16 protein-coding genes are annotated in these 18,128 nt (G+C 61.6%); 11 read left to right on the plus strand and 5 right to left on the minus strand.

Translation table 11 applies throughout. The annotated features are described in order from the left end of the window. Positions 1-12 precede the first annotated feature (12 nt). The 6 genes from xsc (at position 13) to AB1E33_RS08155 (ending at position 8,191) form a co-directional block, all read left to right on the plus strand. Entirely contained in the window at positions 13-1,791 is a 1,779-nt protein-coding gene (gene xsc / locus AB1E33_RS08130; protein ID WP_372576767.1) for a sulfoacetaldehyde acetyltransferase, read from the plus strand. 4 nt (positions 1,792-1,795) lie between these two features. Continuing rightward, entirely contained in the window at positions 1,796-2,797 is a 1,002-nt protein-coding gene (gene pta / locus AB1E33_RS08135; RefSeq protein ID WP_372576768.1) for a phosphate acetyltransferase, read from the plus strand. A 102-nt stretch (positions 2,798-2,899) separates the two neighbouring features. Continuing rightward, a complete protein-coding gene (locus AB1E33_RS08140; protein ID WP_372576769.1) occupies positions 2,900-5,713 on the plus strand; it encodes a molybdopterin oxidoreductase family protein in 2,814 nt (937 codons plus the stop codon). Beyond that, on the plus strand, positions 5,710-6,558 hold the full coding sequence (locus AB1E33_RS08145; RefSeq protein ID WP_372576770.1) for an alpha/beta fold hydrolase: 849 nt from the start codon (positions 5,710-5,712) through the stop codon (positions 6,556-6,558). The genes AB1E33_RS08140 and AB1E33_RS08145 overlap by 4 nt, the downstream gene beginning before the upstream one ends. After that, the gene (locus AB1E33_RS08150) at positions 6,555-7,319 is read left to right on the plus strand and encodes a 4Fe-4S dicluster domain-containing protein (RefSeq protein WP_372576771.1); all 765 of its coding nucleotides are present in this window, start codon (positions 6,555-6,557) and stop codon (positions 7,317-7,319) included. Before AB1E33_RS08145 ends, AB1E33_RS08150 begins: the two co-directional genes overlap by 4 nt. After that, on the plus strand, positions 7,319-8,191 hold the full coding sequence (locus tag AB1E33_RS08155) for a dimethyl sulfoxide reductase anchor subunit family protein (protein WP_372576772.1): 873 nt from the start codon (positions 7,319-7,321) through the stop codon (positions 8,189-8,191). The genes AB1E33_RS08150 and AB1E33_RS08155 overlap by 1 nt, the downstream gene beginning before the upstream one ends. 47 nt (positions 8,192-8,238) lie before the next feature. On the opposite strand, the gene dapA is transcribed toward AB1E33_RS08155, so the two are convergent. Next, entirely contained in the window at positions 8,239-9,111 is an 873-nt protein-coding gene (gene dapA, locus AB1E33_RS08160; RefSeq protein ID WP_372576773.1) for a 4-hydroxy-tetrahydrodipicolinate synthase, read from the minus strand. 128 nt (positions 9,112-9,239) lie between these two features. Here dapA and AB1E33_RS08165 point away from each other — a divergent pair, with 128 nt between their 5' ends. Beyond that, entirely contained in the window at positions 9,240-11,222 is a 1,983-nt protein-coding gene (locus AB1E33_RS08165; RefSeq protein ID WP_372576774.1) for a lytic transglycosylase domain-containing protein, read from the plus strand. Here the strand turns inward: AB1E33_RS08165 and AB1E33_RS08170 are convergent. Beyond that, positions 11,187-12,065 (minus strand): DMT family transporter, encoded by an 879-nt coding sequence (locus AB1E33_RS08170; protein ID WP_372576775.1) that lies wholly within the window; start codon positions 12,063-12,065, stop codon positions 11,187-11,189. The genes AB1E33_RS08165 and AB1E33_RS08170 overlap by 36 nt on opposite strands. Then, on the minus strand, positions 12,062-12,727 hold the full coding sequence (gene mnmC2, locus AB1E33_RS08175) for a tRNA (5-methylaminomethyl-2-thiouridine)(34)-methyltransferase MnmC2 (protein WP_372576776.1): 666 nt from the start codon (positions 12,725-12,727) through the stop codon (positions 12,062-12,064). Before mnmC2 ends, AB1E33_RS08170 begins: the two co-directional genes overlap by 4 nt. 172 nt (positions 12,728-12,899) lie before the next feature. On the opposite strand from mnmC2, the gene AB1E33_RS08180 reads away from it, so the two are divergent. Further along, on the plus strand, positions 12,900-13,940 hold the full coding sequence (locus AB1E33_RS08180) for an NAD(P)/FAD-dependent oxidoreductase (RefSeq protein ID WP_372576777.1): 1,041 nt from the start codon (positions 12,900-12,902) through the stop codon (positions 13,938-13,940). A 40-nt stretch (positions 13,941-13,980) separates the two neighbouring features. On the opposite strand, the gene AB1E33_RS08185 is transcribed toward AB1E33_RS08180, so the two are convergent. Continuing rightward, positions 13,981-14,520, minus strand: coding sequence for an NADPH-dependent FMN reductase (locus tag AB1E33_RS08185; protein WP_372576778.1), 540 nt, complete (start codon positions 14,518-14,520; stop codon positions 13,981-13,983). 102 nt (positions 14,521-14,622) lie between these two features. Continuing rightward, positions 14,623-15,282, minus strand: coding sequence for a YiaD family glycine zipper/OmpA-like lipoprotein (locus tag AB1E33_RS08190; RefSeq protein ID WP_372576779.1), 660 nt, complete (start codon positions 15,280-15,282; stop codon positions 14,623-14,625). A gap of 238 nt (positions 15,283-15,520) precedes the next feature. Here AB1E33_RS08190 and AB1E33_RS08195 point away from each other — a divergent pair, with 238 nt between their 5' ends. Genes AB1E33_RS08195 through AB1E33_RS08205 form a run of 3 tightly spaced genes read left to right on the plus strand, consistent with a single transcriptional unit; the run spans position 15,521 to position 18,117 of the window. After that, positions 15,521-16,489, plus strand: a complete 969-nt coding sequence (locus AB1E33_RS08195; protein ID WP_372576780.1) for a cation efflux transmembrane domain-containing protein — start codon at positions 15,521-15,523, stop codon at positions 16,487-16,489. Between the two features lie 54 nt (positions 16,490-16,543). Further along, positions 16,544-17,158, plus strand: a complete 615-nt coding sequence (locus AB1E33_RS08200; RefSeq protein ID WP_372576781.1) for a ribonuclease D — start codon at positions 16,544-16,546, stop codon at positions 17,156-17,158. Further along, positions 17,155-18,117, plus strand: coding sequence for a KpsF/GutQ family sugar-phosphate isomerase (locus tag AB1E33_RS08205; protein ID WP_372576782.1), 963 nt, complete (start codon positions 17,155-17,157; stop codon positions 18,115-18,117). Before AB1E33_RS08200 ends, AB1E33_RS08205 begins: the two co-directional genes overlap by 4 nt. Positions 18,118-18,128 lie beyond the last annotated feature (11 nt).

Raw genomic sequence — 18,128 nt, forward strand, 5'->3', positions numbered from 1 at the left:
GGAGCGTATCCCATGAAAATGACGACCGAAGAAGCCTTTGTCAAAACACTGCAGTCCCACGGCATCGAGCACGCGTTCGGAATCATCGGCTCTGCAATGATGCCAATCTCTGACATTTTTCCAGACGCTGGCATCACGTTCTGGGATTGTGCGCATGAAGGTTCGGGCGGGATGATGGCCGACGGCTACACTCGCGTCACCGGCAAGGTGTCGATGATGATTGCCCAGAACGGCCCCGGCATCACCAACTTCGTCACTGCCGTAAAAACCGCCTATTGGAACCACACCCCACTGCTGCTGGTGACTCCGCAGGCAGCAAACAAGACCATCGGTCAGGGTGGGTTCCAGGAAGTTGAGCAGATGAAACTGTTCGAAGACATGGTAGCCTATCAGGAAGAAGTGCGTGATCCCACCCGCGTTGCCGAAGTTCTGGCCCGCGTGATCGCACAGGCCAAACGCCTGAGCGGCCCGGCGCAGTTGAACATTCCGCGTGATTTCTGGACCCAGGTGATCGACATCGAAATTCCGCAACCCATCGAATTCGAACGCTCCTCTGGCGGCGAGAACTCGGTCGCGCAAGCTGCAGCGATGCTTAGCGAAGCCAAGAACCCGGTTATTCTAAACGGGGCTGGCGTGGTTCTGGCACAAGGCGGCATCGAGGCGTCCAAAGCGCTGGCCGAACGTCTGACCGCTCCGGTTTGCGTTGGCTATCAGCACAATGATGCCTTCCCGGGCAACCATCCGCTGTTTGCAGGTCCGCTGGGATATAACGGCTCGAAAGCAGGGATGGAGCTGATCTCGGAAGCGGATGTGGTCCTGTGCCTCGGCACCCGCTTGAACCCATTCTCGACATTGCCGGGCTATGGCATCGAATACTGGCCCGCAGATGCAAAGATCATTCAGGTTGATATAAACCCGGACCGCATTGGTCTGACCAAGAAGGTCAGCATCGGCATCGTCGGCGACGCCGCCAAGGTGGCCAACGGCATTCTGGCGCAGCTTTCGGACACAGCCGGTGATGATGGCCGCGACGCACGCAAGGCCAATATCGCCCAGAAGAAATCTGCCTGGGCGCAGGAACTGACCTCGCTGACCCACGAGCAGGACGATCCTGGCACCACCTGGAACGAGCGCGCGCGCGCGGCCAAGCCCGACTGGATGAGCCCCCGCATGGCATGGCGCGCAATCCAGGCCGCTCTGCCGAAAGATGCGATCATCTCGTCCGACATCGGCAACAACTGCGCCATCGGCAACGCTTATCCCGCGTTCGAGGAAGGCCGCAAATACCTGGCACCGGGCCTGTTCGGCCCCTGCGGCTACGGCCTGCCTGCCATCGTCGGCGCCAAGATCGGTCAGCCAGATGTTCCGGTTGTGGGTTTCGCAGGTGACGGCGCCTTCGGCATCGCGGTGAACGAGTTGACCGCAATTGGCCGCGGCGAATGGCCCGCCATCACTCAGATCGTCTTCCGCAACTACCAGTGGGGCGCGGAAAAGCGCAACTCGACCTTGTGGTTTGATGACAACTTCGTCGGTACCGAGCTCGACACCGAAGTCTCTTATGCCGGTATTGCACAGGCTTGCGGTCTGAAAGGTGTCGTGGCCCGTACCATGGACGAACTGACCGCCGCTCTGAACCAGGCGATCATCGACCAGAAAAACGGCATCACCACACTGATCGAAGCGATGATCAACCAGGAACTGGGGGATCCCTTCCGCCGCGACGCAATGAAGAAGCCGGTCGAGGTTGCCGGCATCAGCGCAGCAGACATGCAGCCGCAGGCCGGGGTCTGATCGCGTGAAACCCCTGCGCGCCATACTTGGGGCTGCGACCAGCTCCAACAAGATCGTCGCCCTTGCCGAGGGCGATGATCCGCGCGTCGTCGACGGGGCCCTGAAGGCCCGCGCCGACGGGGTGGCGCGGATCATCCTGGTAGGTGATCGGAACAAGGTCACCGCGCTTCTGGCGGAACGCGGTGGCGCGGATGTGGAAGGCATCGAGATTCACGATCCGACGGAGTCTCCGCATTCCGAAGAATTTGCGACGGCTCTGCATGAGCTGCGCAAACACAAGGGCATGACGCCGGAACAGGCGCGGCAGCAAGTCTCGCAGCGCCTGGTCTATGCCGCGATGCTGGTGCGTCAGGGACTTGCCGACGGCACAGTCGGCGGTGCGGTGGAAACCACGTCAAACACGGTGCGGGCGGCCCTGCAGATCATTGGTAAGGCGCCGGGTGCCGCCATGGTGTCCAGCTTCTTCCTGATGCTTCACTGCAAGGATCACCACGAGGTCCAGGGCGCGCATATCTTTGCCGATTGCGGACTGGTAGTCGATCCGAACGCCCAGGAGATGGCCGAAATCGCGCGCGCATCTGCGGCGTCATTTGCGGCTCTGACACAGGAAGTTCCGCGCGTGGCGATGCTGTCGTTCTCGACCTCGGGCAGCGCCGACCACCCGAAGGTTTCGAAAGTTGTTGAGGCGACCCAGATTGCCAAGGCGGCTGATCCCGATCTTCTGATCGACGGCGAGCTGCAGTTCGACGCCGCTTTCGTGCCCGAGGTCGCCGCCAAGAAAGCAAGCGCGTCTCCGCTGCGCGGTCAGGCTAATGTTTTCATCTTCCCCAACCTCGACGCGGGCAACCTGGGTTACAAGATCGCCCAGCGCATTGGTGGGGTCGAGGCGATCGGGCCGGTTCTGCAAGGGCTGGCAAAGCCTGCAAATGACCTCTCGCGGGGCTGCTCCGCCGAGGATGTGCTCCACATGATTGCCGTCACCGCAGTGCAGGCACAAAACGCTTAGACCCGGAACAAATGCGCGAAACGCAGGGCAAGAGCGAAAAAAATGTTCCGAAGTTAACCCAAACATGGGAATGATCGGATCAAAAGCCGACAGGGATCCAAAATGAACCAGCCAGTGCTCGACACGTCGCCAAAGGTTTCTGACGAGGTGCGCAAGACCACCTGCTACATGTGCGCCTGCCGCTGCGGGATCAATGTGCACATGAAGGACGGGAAAGTTGCCTATATCGAAGGTAACCGCGACCATCCGGTGAACAAAGGCGTGCTGTGCGCCAAGGGCTCAGCCGGGATCATGCAGGTCAATGCGCCGTCGCGTCTGCGCGCTCCGCTGAAGCGGGTCGGCCCGCGCGGGTCAGGCGAATTCGAAGAGATCAGCTGGGACGAGGCGCTGGAGATCGCTGCCGGATGGCTGGGTCCGGTCCGCAAGGATGATCCGTCAAAACTGGCCTTCTTTACCGGCCGCGATCAGTCGCAGAGCTTCACCAGCTTCTGGGCGCAGAATTTCGGCACGCCGAACTATGCGGCCCATGGCGGGTTCTGCTCGGTCAACATGGCCGCCGCAGGCATCTATACGATGGGCGGCGCTTTCTGGGAGTTTGGCCAACCCGATTGGGAGCATACCAAGCTTTTCATGCTGTTCGGCGTGGCCGAAGACCATGACAGCAACCCGATCAAGATGGGTATTGGCAAGATCAAGGCCCGTGGCGCGCGGGTGATCGGGGTGAACCCGATCCGCTCGGGCTACAACGCGGTTGCCGATGACTGGGTGGGGATCACCCCGGGCACCGACGGTCTGTTCATTCTGGCTCTGGTGCATGTGCTGATGAAGGCAGGCAAGATCGACCTGGATTATCTCAGCCGTTATACCAATGCTCCGGTGCTGGTGAATGCCTCAGAAGGCCCGGAACAGGGTCTGTTTTTGCGCGACGGCGATGGCAAAACGCTGGTCATCGACCGCAACACCGGCAAGCCAACGCCGTTCGATCAGAAGGGCGTCCGCCCGGATCTGTCGGCCACTTATGAAAAAGACGGCGTGACCCACCGCCCAGTCTTCCACCAGATGGCAGAGCGCTATCTCAGCGACGAATACGCGCCTGAGGCGGTTGCCGAGCGCTGCGGCATCACAGCGGGCAAGATCCGCGCGATTGCCGCTGAACTGGCCCGCGTCGCCTTTGACGAGGCGTTCGAGCTGGACAAGGAGTGGACCGATTTCCGGGGCGAGACGCATTCCAAGATGATCGGCCGCCCGGTCTCGATGCACTCGATGCGCGGGATTTCGGCCCATGCCAACGGGTTCCAGACCTGTCGGGCGCTGCATGTACTGCAGATCCTGCTCGGGACGGTCGAAGTGCCCGGTGGCTTCCGCTTCAAACCACCCTACCCCAAACCGGTCGAGGCGCATCCGGTGCCCCATGTGGGCGTGACGGCAAACCAACCACTCGATGGCCCGCATCTGGGCTTTGTGCGCGGTCCGGAACACCTGGCGCTGAGACCCGATGGCAGCGCGGCGCGGATTGACAAGGCATTCACCTGGGAAAACCCGATGTCCAGCCACGGGCTGATGCATATGGTGATCTCGAACGCCCATGCGGGTGATCCCTACAAGATCGACACGCTGTTCATGTATATGGCAAACATGTCGTGGAACTCCTCGATGAACACCAAAGGTGTCATGGAGATGCTGACCGACAAAGATGAGAACGGCGACTATGTGATTCCCCGGATCATCTATTCCGATGCCTATTCGTCGGAAATGGTCGCCTATGCCGACCTGATCCTGCCGGACACCACCTATCTGGAACGCCATGACTGCATCTCGCTGCTGGACCGTCCCATCTGCGAGGCGGATGCGGCAGCGGATGCGATCCGCTGGCCGGTGGTCGAACCCGACCGCGACGTGCGTGGGTTCCAGACCGTGCTGGTGCAACTGGCCAACAAGCTGGGGCTGCCGGGTTTCACCAACGAAGACGGATCGGCCAAATACACCGATTACGCAGATTACATCGTCAATCATGAGCGCAAGCCGGGTATCGGCCCGCTGGCCGGGTTCCGGGGTGAAAATGGCGATCAGGAAGGGCGGGGCGCGGTCAATCCCGACCAATTGGATCGCTATATCGAAAACGGCAGCTTCTATGTCTCGCATATCCCCGATGGCGCGGATTACTACAAGCCGTGGAACAGCGCCTATCAGGATTGGGCAGTGGGCATGGGCATCTATGACAGCCCACAGCCTTACTTGTTTCAGCTTTATGTAGAGCCTATGCGCAAGTTCCAGTTGGCCGCCGAGGGCCATGGCGAGCGTCAGCCCCCCGATCATCTGCGCGACCGGATCAAGGCTACTCTGGACCCGCTGCCGATCTGGTATGAAACCGACCAGACCGGCAACGAGGGCTATACCGTCAACGCGCTGACCCAGCGTCCCATGGCGATGTATCACTCCTGGGGCACCCAAAACGCCTGGTTGCGGCAGTTGCACGGGCGCAATCCGCTGTACGTGCCGACCAAGCTGATGCACGAGCATGGGTTTTCGGATGGTGACTGGGCGCGGGTCTCGTCCCCGCATGGCGCGATCACCGTGCCGGTGATGGAGATGGCCTCACTGAACGAGAACACCATCTGGACCTGGAACGCCATCGGCAAACGCAAAGGTGCCTGGGCGCTGTCGGACGACGCTCCCGAAGCCACCAAAGGCTTCCTGCTCAACCACTTGATCCACGAATTGCTGCCACCCAAGGGCGACGGGCTGCGCTGGGCAAATTCCGACCCGATCACCGGGCAGGCCGCCTGGTTCGATCTGAAGGTAAGGATCGAAAAGGTTGCGGGTCCGAGCGACGCGCAAAGCCAACCCGAATTTGCGCCGATCAAGTCTCCGGTCGGTCAAGGGCCAGATACTCTGGCCTGGAAAGTTGGCAAATGAGGCAGCACCGTATCACCGGGCATGGTGGCGTCGGGTTGGAGGTCTTTGATCTCGGCCCGGAAGACGCGCCACCGATCCTGCTGATACATGGGTGGTCGCAGCATCACCTGAGCTGGGAGCGGCAATATCCACTGGCCGAGGAGTTCCGGCTGATCATGCCGGATCTGCGTGGGCATGGTGCCTCGGACAAACCAGAAACGCCGGGCGCCTTTGACAACTCAACCCCATGGGCCGAGGACGTGGCGGCCATCATAAGCGCACTCTCGCTTGAGCGGCCTGTGCTGGTTGGCTGGTCGATGGGCGGCGCGGTGGCTGGAGACTATATCAAGCATTTCGGCGATCAGGCGATCTCGGGGTTTTGCCTGGTGGATTCCTTTGCCACGACCGGTACGCATATGGCCGAAGAGGCCCGCGTGGCCCGTTTGGCGGATGACGCTGTCGTGGCCACCGGGATGACCTCATCCGATCAGGCCGCCAATGTTTCCGCCACTTTGGCCTTTGTCAGAGCCTGTTTTCACCAGCAGCCCAACGCAGATGACCTTGCCCGCATGGTCGGGTTCAACATGCTCTGCCCGCCGCATATCCGAAAGGCCGCGCGTCAACGGAACGAGGATTACCGGCCCTATCTGGGCAAGATGCGCGTGCCGGCGCTGGTCCTGTGGGGCGCGCATGATCGTCCCGCGCCGCCAATGGTTGGACAAGTGGCGGCAGCCGCAATCCCGACGGCCAAAACACTGGTCTATGAGGATTGCGGGCACAGCCCGTTCTGGGAAGAGCCCGACCGCTTTAACGCCGATCTTACACAATTCGCCCGACACTGTTTTGAGATGGAGCCAGGCACATGACCGAGCTACCCACCAATACCAAGCGCAAGATGGGCCTGGTCATAGACCTGGACACCTGCGTCGGCTGCCACGCCTGCGTGATTTCCTGCAAAGGCTGGAATACAGAAAATTACGGCGCGCCACTCAGCGATCAGGACCCGTACGGGGCCGACCCGTCAGGAACGTTCCTGAACCGCGTGCATTCCTATGAGGTGCAGCCGGAGACCGGCCCGGCGCAGTTGATCCACTTCCCGAAATCCTGCCTGCATTGCGAGGATGCACCCTGCGTGACCGTCTGCCCCACCGGGGCCAGCTACAAACGGGTCGAGGATGGAATCGTGTTGGTCAATGAAAGTGACTGCATCGGCTGTGGCCTCTGCGCCTGGTCCTGCCCTTATGGCGCGCGCGAGCTTGACCAGGCCGAGGGCGTGATGAAGAAGTGCACTCTGTGCGTCGACCGCATCTACAACGAGAACCTGCCCGAGGAAGACCGCGTGCCGTCCTGCGTACGTACCTGCCCGGCAGGAGCGCGGCATTTCGGTGACTTCGCCGATCCCGACAGCAATGTCAGCATACTGACCGCCGAGCGAGGCGGCATGGACCTGATGCCTGAAATGGACACCAAACCGGTGAACAAATACCTGCCCCCGCGCCCCAAAGATACGATCGACGAGCAGATCGACATTCTTGCGCCGCTGCTGGCACCGGTTGCCGAGGAGGCAGGAGGGTTCCTTGGGTGGCTCGACAAGGCGCTCGATAAAATGCCCGGAGGAACTCGCTGATGCATCCCGCACCGTCCGTCATCGTCTTCACGACACTCTCGGGTCTCGGTTTTGGCCTGCTGTTCTTTCTGGGTCTCGGCTTGCCCGATGTCACCGGTTGGGTCGCGTTTGTCTTTTTTGCGATTGCCTATGCGCTGGCGGTAGGTGGATTGATGGCGTCAACCTTCCATTTGGGGCATCCCGAGCGCGCGATGAAAGCCTTCACGCAATGGAGGTCTAGCTGGCTCAGCCGCGAGGGCTGGTGCGCGGTGATCGCGCTAGTTCTGATGGGCCTCTATGCGCTTGGCCCGGTGTTTCTGGCCCAGAGATGGGGATTTCTGGGCCTGTTAGGCTCTGTTTTTTCGGCCCTGACCGTTTTCACCACCTCGATGATTTACACGCAGCTGCGCACCATCCCGCGCTGGAACCTAAAGCTGACACCGGCCATGTTCCTGTCCTTTAGCCTGGCGGGCGGGGCGTTGCTCGCCGGACAGGTCGGGTTCGCATTTCCATTGCTGCTAATCGCGGCGCTGGTGCAGCTGGGCTATTGGCAGATGGGCGACCGGGCATTGGCGACCTCGGGAACCGATCTGGGCACCGCAACCGGTCTGGGCGCGCGCGGCAGCGTGCGCGCGTTCGAGCCGCCGCATACCGGCACCAATTACCTGCTGCGCGAATTCGTGCATGTGGTGGGCCGCAAGCATAGCGACAAACTGCGGATCATCGCCTTTGGCTTGGCGTTCGTGCTTCCGGCGCTGCTGCTGCTGCTGCCGTTCAACCATCTCTTTGCGCTGCTTGCAGTACTGTCGCATCTGGCGGGCGTCGCCACCTCGCGCTGGCTGTTCTTCGCGCAGGCCGAGCATGTGGTTGGGCTGTATTACGGCAAACGCTGAGAACAGTTTGGGAGAGGGGGCACTACCCCCTCTCGACCTTAGAGGTCTTAGATCAGGCCCGCGTGTCTCATGGCTGCGTCGATAGCCGCTTTGGTGCTGTCTTCGAGGCCGGTTAGTGGCAGGCGCACCTCTTCGGAACAGAGGTCCAGCTTGCTCATGGCGTATTTCGCGCCAACAAGTCCGGGTTCTGTGAAAATCGCCTCGTGCAGCGGCATCAGCTTGTCCTGATAGTCGAGCGCGGCAGCGTAGTCGCCGCGCAGCGTGGCTTGCTGGAACTCGGCGCACAGGCGCGGCGCGACATTTGCGGTAACCGAGATGCAGCCGACACCGCCATGGGCGTTGAAGCCCAGCGCAGTAGCATCCTCGCCCGAGAGCTGGATGAACTCCTTGCCGCAACTCGCACGCTGCTGGCTGACACGCGCCAAATCTCCGGTCGCGTCCTTGACGCCGATGATACGGGGCAGTTGCGCCAGATCCCCCATCGTCTCGGGCGTCATGTCCACGATCGAGCGGCCGGGAATGTTGTAGATGATGATCGGCACATCGGCGCAATCATGCAGCGCGGTGTAATGCGCGACCATGCCCCGCTGCGTCGGCTTGTTGTAATAGGGCGTGACCACAAGCGCCGCATCCGCGCCGACCCGGGCCGCAAACTCGACAAAGCGGATTGCTTCGATCGTGTTATTCGATCCAGCCCCGGCGATCACCGGCACGCGGCCCGCAGCGGTGCGCACGACCTCTTCGATCACGGTTTCATGCTCTTCATGGGTCAGCGTCGGGCTTTCACCGGTGGTTCCCACGGGCACAAGCCCGGTTGACCCTTCACTGATCTGCCACTCGACCAGACGTTTGAGCGTTTCCAGGTCAAGCTCGCCGTTGCGGAACGGGGTGACGAGGGCAGGCATCGAGCCTTTGAACATGGAACGCTCCCTAGAATTCGGTCACGACGCACGGAATGCGCGCCAATCAAGCGCACCGGCACAAATGGGAGTTGATCCCGGCGGCGCACTGCTTATCGTGAAAGGCTCTAGCCTTGGTTTGTCGGGAAATGCAAGTGATCTCACGCGTTCTGTCTGCTCTAGTCGTTCTAATTGGTGTTGGTTTCTCGGCTTCGGGGCCTTCATGGGCGGATTCCGCCGGGGATCTGCGCGCCGGATTGGCGCAAATGCGCAAGGGCGACTGGAACGAAGCGCTGCGTGTTGCGGGCCAGCGTGGGTCAGTGTCGCGCGATGTCATCGTCTGGCATTGGCTGCGTAGCGGGTTCGGCAGTTCCGGCGACGTGCTGGTGTTTCTCGACCGCCGCGCTGATTGGCCGGGGCTGGACTGGATGCGCCGCAAGAGTGAGCCCAGCTTTACCAATGGCGATCCCGACCGGGTGCTGAGCTTTTATGCCGGAAAGCCGCCGCAGACCGCCGAAGGGGCACTAAACTATGCCGTGGCGTTGAAGTCGGCGGGGCATCAGGGCGACGCCGAGGCGGAACTGGTCAAGGCCTGGCGCACCATGCCGATGGGCAGCGGGTTGCAGAAGGACTATCTGGAAAACTTTGGCCGCTTGCTGAAACCACATCACAGCGCGCGACTCGACCGGTTGCTCTGGGACGGGCATATGGTCAGCGCCAAGCGGATGCTGCCGCTGGTCGGTTCGGGTCAGCAGAAGCTGGCCGAGGCCCGCATTGCCCTGCGTGACATGGCGCCGGGCGTGGACGGCAAAATCAAGGCGATCCCTGCCGAACTGAAGGATTCACCGGGGCTTGCCTATGAGCGGTTCGTGTGGCGCGACCGCAAGGAACTGGATGACAGCGCCATTGATCTGTTGCTGGAACGCTCCTCCAGCGCTGACGCTTTGGGAGAGCCTGACCAATGGGCCCAGCGCCGCCGCCGTTTGACCCGGCTGGAAATGCGCAATGGCGACCCTAAACGCGCCTATCGCATGGCCGCACGGCATCACATGACGCCGGATATGGGCTATGCCTATGCCGATCTGGAATGGCTTGCAGGCTATATCGCCCTGCGCCGGTTGAACGACCCCGCCACAGCTGCGCAGCACTTTGAGCGTTTCGATGCGGCGATCCGGTCACCGATCTCGAAAGGGCGCGCGGGTTATTGGAAGGGACGGGCCTATGCCGCCGCTGGCGATGCAGACAAGGCGCATGAGGCCTATGCAATGGGTGCGGAGTACCAGACCTCGTTCTACGGGCTGCTGGCGGCCGAGCAGATCGGGCGACCGTTCGACACCAATCTGGCGAACCCACCCAGTCATCCGCCCTGGCAGGATGCTGCATTCACCAATTCCAGTGTGCTGGAGGCAGGTCTGCTGTTGCAACAGATCGGCGAGCGGGACCTTGCCGAGCGGTTCCTGACCCATCTGGCTGAAAGCCTCGATCCGGTGCAGGCCGCGCAACTGGGCGAGATGGCCATCGACAAGGGCGAATCGCATCTGGCGGTAATGATTTCGAAACGCGCAGCGCGAACCGGTCAGGTACTTCATGCGGCCTATTACCCGGTGCATCCGGTCGCCAAGCTGAGCCTGCCAATGGCCAAGGAAATGACCCTTGCCATCGCCCGGCGGGAAAGCGAATTCGATCCGGTGGTGATCAGCGGTGCGGGTGCGCGTGGGCTAATGCAGGTGATGCCCGCCACGGCCAAGCTGGTGGCCAAGGACCTGGGTGTTCTGGGCGGGCACAAGACCGACCGGCTGACCTCTGACTGGAAATACAATGCCAAGCTGGGCGCGAACTACCTCGCGGGCCTCGCTGGCGATTTCAACGGCAATGTGGTGATGATGGCAGCCGGATATAATGCCGGGCCACGGCGCCCGATCTCGTGGATGCGGCGGTTCGGCGATCCACGGCGCAGCTCCGTGGATATGGTGGACTGGATCGAACACATCCCTTTCAAGGAAACCCGGAATTATGTGATGCGTGTCACCGAAAGCCTGCCGGTCTATCGCGCGCGACTGGGGCAGGACCCGCTACCAGTCCCGTTCTCCGCCGAGCTATCGGGATCGACCCTGAGCGCGTTCGCGCCATAGTGTGAACAGCCCCGCCGCGACGATCAGCGCGGCGCCAATCACAACGGATGTTCTGAGGTGCTCATTGAACACGACGATCCCAACGATCGCGCTCCAGAGCAGGTGAAAATAGGCAAAGGGCTGAACCGCGCTGGCTTCGGCCATCTCATAGCATTTGATCAGCACCCAATGACCGAGAACGCCGCTGACACAGAGCGTGGCCATCCAGCCCCAGTCCAGCGGGCTCATCGGTTGCCAGAACCAAAGCCCGATACAGGTCATGGCAGCAGCGCCCGCAACACCGGTCCAGAAAAAGCTGGTCTCCGCACTGTCACGGCGGGCGGCGTAGCGGGTCAACAACCCGTAGAGCGCAAACATCAGAGCCGAGATCAACGGGATAATTGCCCAGATGTTGAAGACACCCTGCCCCGGTTGCAGGATGATCAGCACGCCAATGCAGCCGATGACAATCGCCATCCAGCGTCGCCAACCCACCTGTTCGCCCAGGATAGGCCCGCTTAGAGCCGCAATGATCAGCGGATAGCAGATAAAAACGGCCATGCTGTCGATCAGGCCCAGAATGGTAAAGCCGTACACCGCGACACAGACCTCGGTGGCCAGAAGCAGCCCGCGCAGGATTTGCAGACCCGGCTGGTCGGTGCGCGCCACCGCTGCCAGGCCGCCGGACCGGCGAGCAGCAAGCGACACGACAAACGCAGCGAAGAACCAGTAGCGGATCATCACCACCATGTAGGTATTGTAGGCCCCCGCCAGATGGCGCGAGATGCCGTCCTGCAGCGCAAAAATGACAGTTGCGAGAAGCATCAGCGCGATGCCCGTCGGGATGTTGTTTTGCTGGCTCAAGCCTTTTCCGCGCGGGTCATGTGCCGCTTGTGACCGTAACCTTGGGTGCGGGTGACGGAGAATCCCGCGTCTTCCAGCCCACGGCGGACAAAACCTGCCGCTGTGTAGGTCGCCGCCGTGCCTCCGGTCCGCGTATGCCTTGCCACCTGCGCCATCAGGTCCGGTTGCCACATCTCAGGATTGCGCGCGGGTGAGAACCCGTCGAGGAACCAGGCATCCACCTGCGCCGTCCACGCGCCAAGCGTTTCACGTGCATCGCCATGGATGACATTCAGGTGCAGGGTTTCCAGTTTGCAACATTGCCCGTCCCAACCGTTTAGAAACCGATCCGTCCACGGCGCGAGTCCTGGAAAGGTGGTGAGCGCACGTGCCATTTCCGCCTGCGCCATCGGAAATGCTTCGAAACTGGTGAAGTGCAGCGGCGTGGTCTGCCCGCTACGCTCCCATTCGGACCAGACGGTTAGCATGTTCAGGCCGGAGCCAAAACCCAACTCGGCAATATGAAACCCCGGCGCAAATCGGCCCGGCAGGTCATTGCCGGCCAGAAACACATGGCGCGTTTCCTCCAGCCCGTTCTGGAGCGAGAAATAGGGATCGTCGAAACGCTCCGACACCGGCACCCCGGCCTCGGTCCAGCTGAGTTCCGCACGCTGGTCATTCATGGCATGATCCACCCGTTCCTAGATGCGCAGTCTGTTCCGAGAACCGTTTCACAGTTTCTGGATTGCGCATAAATTTTTTGGCGCGCAATTTGATCCGAAAACCGGTTCCCACTTTTCGGATTGCGCTCAGGAGCTGTCCGCAACGGCGCGACACTGGAGAAAGGCGGCGATCTTGGCAAGCATCGATATCACCATTCGCGGGGCGGGCATTTTCGGACTGTCGATCGCGTGGATCTGCGCCCGGCGCGGCGCACAGGTCCGGGTGGTGGACCCGAACGGCCCGGGCGCGGGATCGTCAGGCGGACTGGTCGGGGCGCTTGCCCCGCATGTGCCCGAGAACTGGAATGCCAAGAAAGGCTTTCAGTTCGATAGTTTGTTGCTGGCCGAGCCGTTCTGGCGCGATGTCGAGGCGACAGGCGGTGTTTCACCGGGCTATGCGCGGCTGGGGCGTTTGCAGCCGATTTCCGATGACAAAGCGCTGCACCTGGCGCGCGGGCGCGAGGCCTCGGCCCAAGCACTTTGGCAAGGTAAGGCGGAGTGGTCGGTACGCCCGGTGTCCGAGGTGGGGAACTGGTCGCCTGCCTCGCCCACTGGTTACGTGATCCACGACACGCTGACCGCCCGAATGCACCCCCGCCGTGCCTGCGCCGCACTGAGCGCCGCGCTGACCGCGTTGGGCGCGCAGATCGTGACTGAGGCCGAGGATGCTGGTCAGGTTCTGCACGCGACCGGAGTTCATGGGCTGGAAGAGTTAAGCCGCGCCTTTCGCAAGACGGTGGGAAATGGTGTCAAGGGACAGGCCGCGCTGTTGCGGTTCAATGCAGGCGAAGTGCCGCAGATCTTTGCCGATGCGGTGCATGTCGTGCCCCATGCGGATGGCACGGTCGCAATCGGATCGACCTCGGAACGGGACTATGACGACCCCGGCACGACGGATGACGCGCTGGACGAAGTGCTGGACCGCGCAACGCGCGCCCTGCCCGTCCTGCACGGAGCCGAGGTGATCGAACGTTGGGCCGGTGTCCGGCCCCGGTCGCGTAGCCGCGCGCCGATGCTGGGGGCGCATCCGCTGCATGCCGGTCAGTTCATTGCCAATGGCGGCTTCAAGATCGGCTTCGGCATGGCCCCGAAAGTGGCGCAGGTGATGACCGATCTGATGCTCGAGGGCAAAGACGAGATCCCCGCGGAATTCAGGCCCGAAAAGTCGCTTTAGGAGCCGAAGTTCCGAAAATATCAGTGTTTGACAAGGGCAATCAGTCGATCTGGGCGCGCAGTTTCTCCATCAGCGCCTGCAGTGCTTGCTCATAGCGTTCATTCTTCAACCGACCATCGTCTTGGAACTCGGCCGAGCTGCTGGCCAGATGAACCTCTGGACCAGTGATCAGACGCGGCTGGAACGGCACCAGGAAACTGCGCAGGATCATCTGCGACCGCTCCCCGCCCGCGCGGCCCGCAGCGGCGGACATCACCGCGACCGGTTTGTCGGCCCAGGGGTTGCCCTTGGTTCGGCTGACCCAGTCCAGCGCGTTTTTCAGCACGCCGGAGGGACCCTTGTTGTATTCCGGGGTCGAGATGACGATGGCATGGGCCCGCGCGATCTGATCGGTCAGTACCTGAACTGCTTCGGGGATGCCCTCGTCAGATTCCAAATCGCCATCATAAAGCGGCAGGTTCAGGTCAGCCTCGACAAACTCGGAGGGGCCAAACAACCGCGCCGCCTCGCGCAGGAGCTTGCGATTGGTGGCTTCGCGCCGCAACGATCCGGAAATACCAACAAGAACGGGGGTCGACATGCTTAATCTCCATCAGATGCGTTTGCCCTGATTTAGCGCGAAGGCGGGCAAGACCAAAGCCCTGCCCGCGCGCATCAGATGTTGAGAATTGCAGGGCCGCGATCAGGATTTGCGCGGAATGATATAGATCTCGACCCGCCGGTTCTGCGCTTTGCCCCCTGCGGTCAGGTTTGAGGCAATCGGCTGCTCCTCGCCGCGGCCGACAATGGTGATCCGGTCATAGGTCACGCCACCGGCCTGCAGGATGTCGGCGACCGAGTTTGCCCGCCGCTCGGACAGGTTCAGGTTATAACCGGCATCGCCATCACTGTCGGTATGGCCGACGACCTGAATGGTCGAGTCAGGGTAACGCAGCAGGTTTTGCGCCACCTTGTTCACTTCGCTCCGCAAGGCGGGGCGCACGGTGGCGCTATCGGTGTCGAAGGTGATGTCGCTGGGCAGCGAGACCAGCAGGCGGTCGCCCTGATTGACGATGGTGATGCCGTCATTGGCCAGCTGCTGGCGCAGCTCGGCGGCCTGTTTGTCCAACTGGTTGCCGACAATACCACCGGCGGCGGCACCAACGGCGGCGCCCGCCAACGCGCCAAGGCCCGGATCGGAATCATTGGCGATTGCGCCAACGCCTGCTCCGACGATCCCGCCGATCAGGGCGCCTTGTTTGGTGTTCTTGTTTGGGTCGGATTGCGACGCCAGGGTCGCCGGATCGGTACAGGCACCTAGGGCGACAAGGGCAACTGCGGTGGTAATCTTTACGCTTTTCATTGGAACGGGTCACTTTCTGCTCGGTGCGCCAGTTTTTGGCGCGGGACTATGTTTCTGCCATGTTATATCACGCCGAACCGCAACCGGCTCAAGCGGAATGGGGCAAGCATCGGCAGATAGCCGCGCAACTCAACATCATTCTTACGTGATCGTCAGGCCCGACAGACGCGCTATCAGATTGACCGGGCGCATGTTTCGCGGATTGATACGGGCAAACCCGCCCAACCGAGAGGTTCCGATGTCTCACGCCACGAACGCCGCGCGCAGCGAGGCCCGCGCCTTTCGCCTCAGCATGGTCGCGAACCTGCTGATGGGCGCCGCCGGAGTGATTACGGCGGTGCTGTCAAATTCGCAGGCCATACTGGTGGATGGACTGTTCTCGCTGGTGGGATTTGTTGCAGGCTATTTCGCCCTGCGGATCCGCAAGCGCGTCGATGCCATTCCCGACCGGCACCGTCCCTGGGGCTATGCGGCAGATGAGGCAATCTTTACCACCTTCCGCGCCCTATCCCTGCTGGGTGTGGTGATCTTCGCGATCCTCGGGGCGGCCACGCGGATCTACGCCTATCTGATCGGCAAGCCCATTCCCGAGGTCCAGATGGGGCCGGTCATCATCTATTTCCTGGGGATTAGTGCCACATGTCTGGCGCTCTGGGCGTTTCACTACATGGCCTGGCGCAAGGGCGGAAAGGTCAGCGGCATGCTGAGGATCGAGGCCAGCTCTGCCGCCTTTGACGGCGCGGTCACCATGGTGGCCGGGATTGGCCTGATCGCTGTCTATTACCTGCGTGACAGCGTGCTTGCGCCAATCACCCCAATCGGAGACTCACTGATCGTCATTCTGTTATGCAGCTTTGCGATCACTACCTACTGGACCAGTTTCACCAACGGGCTGGCCGAGCTTGCCGGGGCCACCGCACCGCCGTCGGAAGTCGTCAAGGCGCGCCGGGCCTTGCGAGGGGTGATGGCGGACTGGCCGGGCGAGGTGATCGACCTTGCGCTCAGCAAGCTGGGCCGGTCCTACCAGGTGGCGATCTACCTCAAACCTGTCCGAGCTCTCTCGGGCACCGAGGCTGATCAGCTGACCCATCAGGCCACGCGCGCTCTGGCCCCGGTGCTAGACCGGGCGGACGTCTTCCTGATCATTTCCGATCATGGCCGCCACTTGCCCTATCCAGACCCGTCTGACAATGATCGGCCCGGTTGAGTTCGGGGAGAAAACACCCTATCTCGGGCCGGGTATGTAACGAAGGACCCGCCGGTGGCAAATCATCTCTATAAAAACGATCTGCCCGACGGGCTGGACCTTGGGCCGGTGGTAGCCATCGACTGCGAAACCATGGGGCTGAACCCGCATCGCGACAGGCTCTGCGTCATTCAGATGTCGGGCGGCGATGGAAATGCGCATATCATCCAGGTCGAGAAGGGCCAGACAGAAGCACCCAATCTCTGCGCCATGCTGACCGATCCCAAGGTACTGAAACTGTTTCATTTCGGGCGGTTCGACATTGCCGCGATGTATCACGCGTTTGGCGCGCTGGCGGCACCTGTCTATTGCACCAAGATCGCCAGCCGCCTGATCCGCACCTATACCGACCGGCACGGGCTCAAGAACCTGTGTCAGGAACTGCTGAGCATCGATATCTCGAAGCAGCAGCAGATGAGCGACTGGGGGGCCGAGACGCTGAGCGATGCGCAGCTGGACTATGCGGCCTCGGATGTCCTTTACCTGCATCAGCTACGCGACAGGCTGAATGAACGGCTTGACCGCGAGGGACGCAGCGACGTTGCGCAATCCTGCTTCGACTTTCTTCCCACCCGCGCCCGGCTGGATCTGGCCGGGTGGCCTGAAACGGATATTTTTGCACACTCATGACCGAAACCCTTCTGACCACCGCACGGCAAGTCATTCTGGATGAAGCGAAAGCGCTTGAAGTGCTTTGCGACGGGCTGGACGAGCGCTTTGAACAAGCGGTGCAGATGATCCTTGACGCGACCGGGAGGGTGATCGTCAGCGGCATCGGCAAATCGGGCCATATCGGACACAAGATCGCGGCAACACTGGCCAGTACCGGCACCCCCGCCTATTTCGTGCATCCGGCCGAGGCCAGCCATGGCGATCTGGGCATGTTGTCGAAGGGCGACGTGGTGCTGGCGATCTCGAATTCCGGCGAGGCGCCGGAACTTGCCAATCTTCTGGCCTTCACCCGCCGCTTCGGCATTCCGCTGATCGGGTTGTCCAGCAAGCCGGAAAGCACGCTGATGAAGGAGGCGGATGTGCATTTGCTGATCCCGTCGTTGGGCGAGGCTTGCGGTTATGGCATCGTGCCCTCGATATCGACCACGCTGACGCTGGCGATGGGGGACGCGCTGGCGATTGCCCTGATGAAATACCGCGATTTCCGGCCCGAGAATTTCCGCGACTTCCATCCCGGCGGCAAACTGGGCGCACGGTTGAGCAAGGTCAGTGATCTGATGCATTCCGGCGAGGACCTGCCCCTGGTCCCGGCGGATACCAATATGAGCGACGTGCTGCTCGAGATGAGCCAGAAGGGCTTTGGTGTGGCCGGTGTGACCGGGTCTGACAACGCGCTGCTAGGCATCATTACCGACGGTGACCTGCGGCGCCACATGGACGGGCTGTTAACCCGCAAGGCCAGCGACGTGATGACCGAAGACCCAACGACAATCTCGCCGGAGTCGCTCGCCGAAGAGGCTGTCGCGATCATGGATCAGCGCACGATCACCTGTCTGTTCGTGGTCGACCCCGAACGTGACCAGACTGCGCGCGGCCTGATCAAGATCCACGACTGCTTGCGCGTCGGTCTGGGCTGAGGGGCGGCAAC

Origin of the sequence: Ruegeria hyattellae (genome assembly GCF_041537925.1) — a bacterium.
GTDB lineage: Bacteria > Pseudomonadota > Alphaproteobacteria > Rhodobacterales > Rhodobacteraceae > Ruegeria_C.

Coding starts and splice junctions, on each gene's coding strand:
- dapA (WP_372576773.1), bottom strand. CDS start 9,111: ATGTTCAAAGGCTCGATGCCTGCCCTCGTCACCCCGTTCCGCAACGGC.
- AB1E33_RS08150 (WP_372576771.1), top strand. CDS start 6,555: ATGACCGAGCTACCCACCAATACCAAGCGCAAGATGGGCCTGGTCATA.
- AB1E33_RS08190 (WP_372576779.1), bottom strand. CDS start 15,282: ATGAAAAGCGTAAAGATTACCACCGCAGTTGCCCTTGTCGCCCTAGGT.
- AB1E33_RS08155 (WP_372576772.1), top strand. CDS start 7,319: ATGCATCCCGCACCGTCCGTCATCGTCTTCACGACACTCTCGGGTCTC.
- AB1E33_RS08165 (WP_372576774.1), top strand. CDS start 9,240: ATGCAAGTGATCTCACGCGTTCTGTCTGCTCTAGTCGTTCTAATTGGT.
- AB1E33_RS08205 (WP_372576782.1), top strand. CDS start 17,155: ATGACCGAAACCCTTCTGACCACCGCACGGCAAGTCATTCTGGATGAA.
- AB1E33_RS08195 (WP_372576780.1), top strand. CDS start 15,521: ATGTCTCACGCCACGAACGCCGCGCGCAGCGAGGCCCGCGCCTTTCGC.
- AB1E33_RS08185 (WP_372576778.1), bottom strand. CDS start 14,520: ATGTCGACCCCCGTTCTTGTTGGTATTTCCGGATCGTTGCGGCGCGAA.
- AB1E33_RS08140 (WP_372576769.1), top strand. CDS start 2,900: ATGAACCAGCCAGTGCTCGACACGTCGCCAAAGGTTTCTGACGAGGTG.
- mnmC2 (WP_372576776.1), bottom strand. CDS start 12,727: ATGAATGACCAGCGTGCGGAACTCAGCTGGACCGAGGCCGGGGTGCCG.
- AB1E33_RS08145 (WP_372576770.1), top strand. CDS start 5,710: ATGAGGCAGCACCGTATCACCGGGCATGGTGGCGTCGGGTTGGAGGTC.
- xsc (WP_372576767.1), top strand. CDS start 13: ATGAAAATGACGACCGAAGAAGCCTTTGTCAAAACACTGCAGTCCCAC.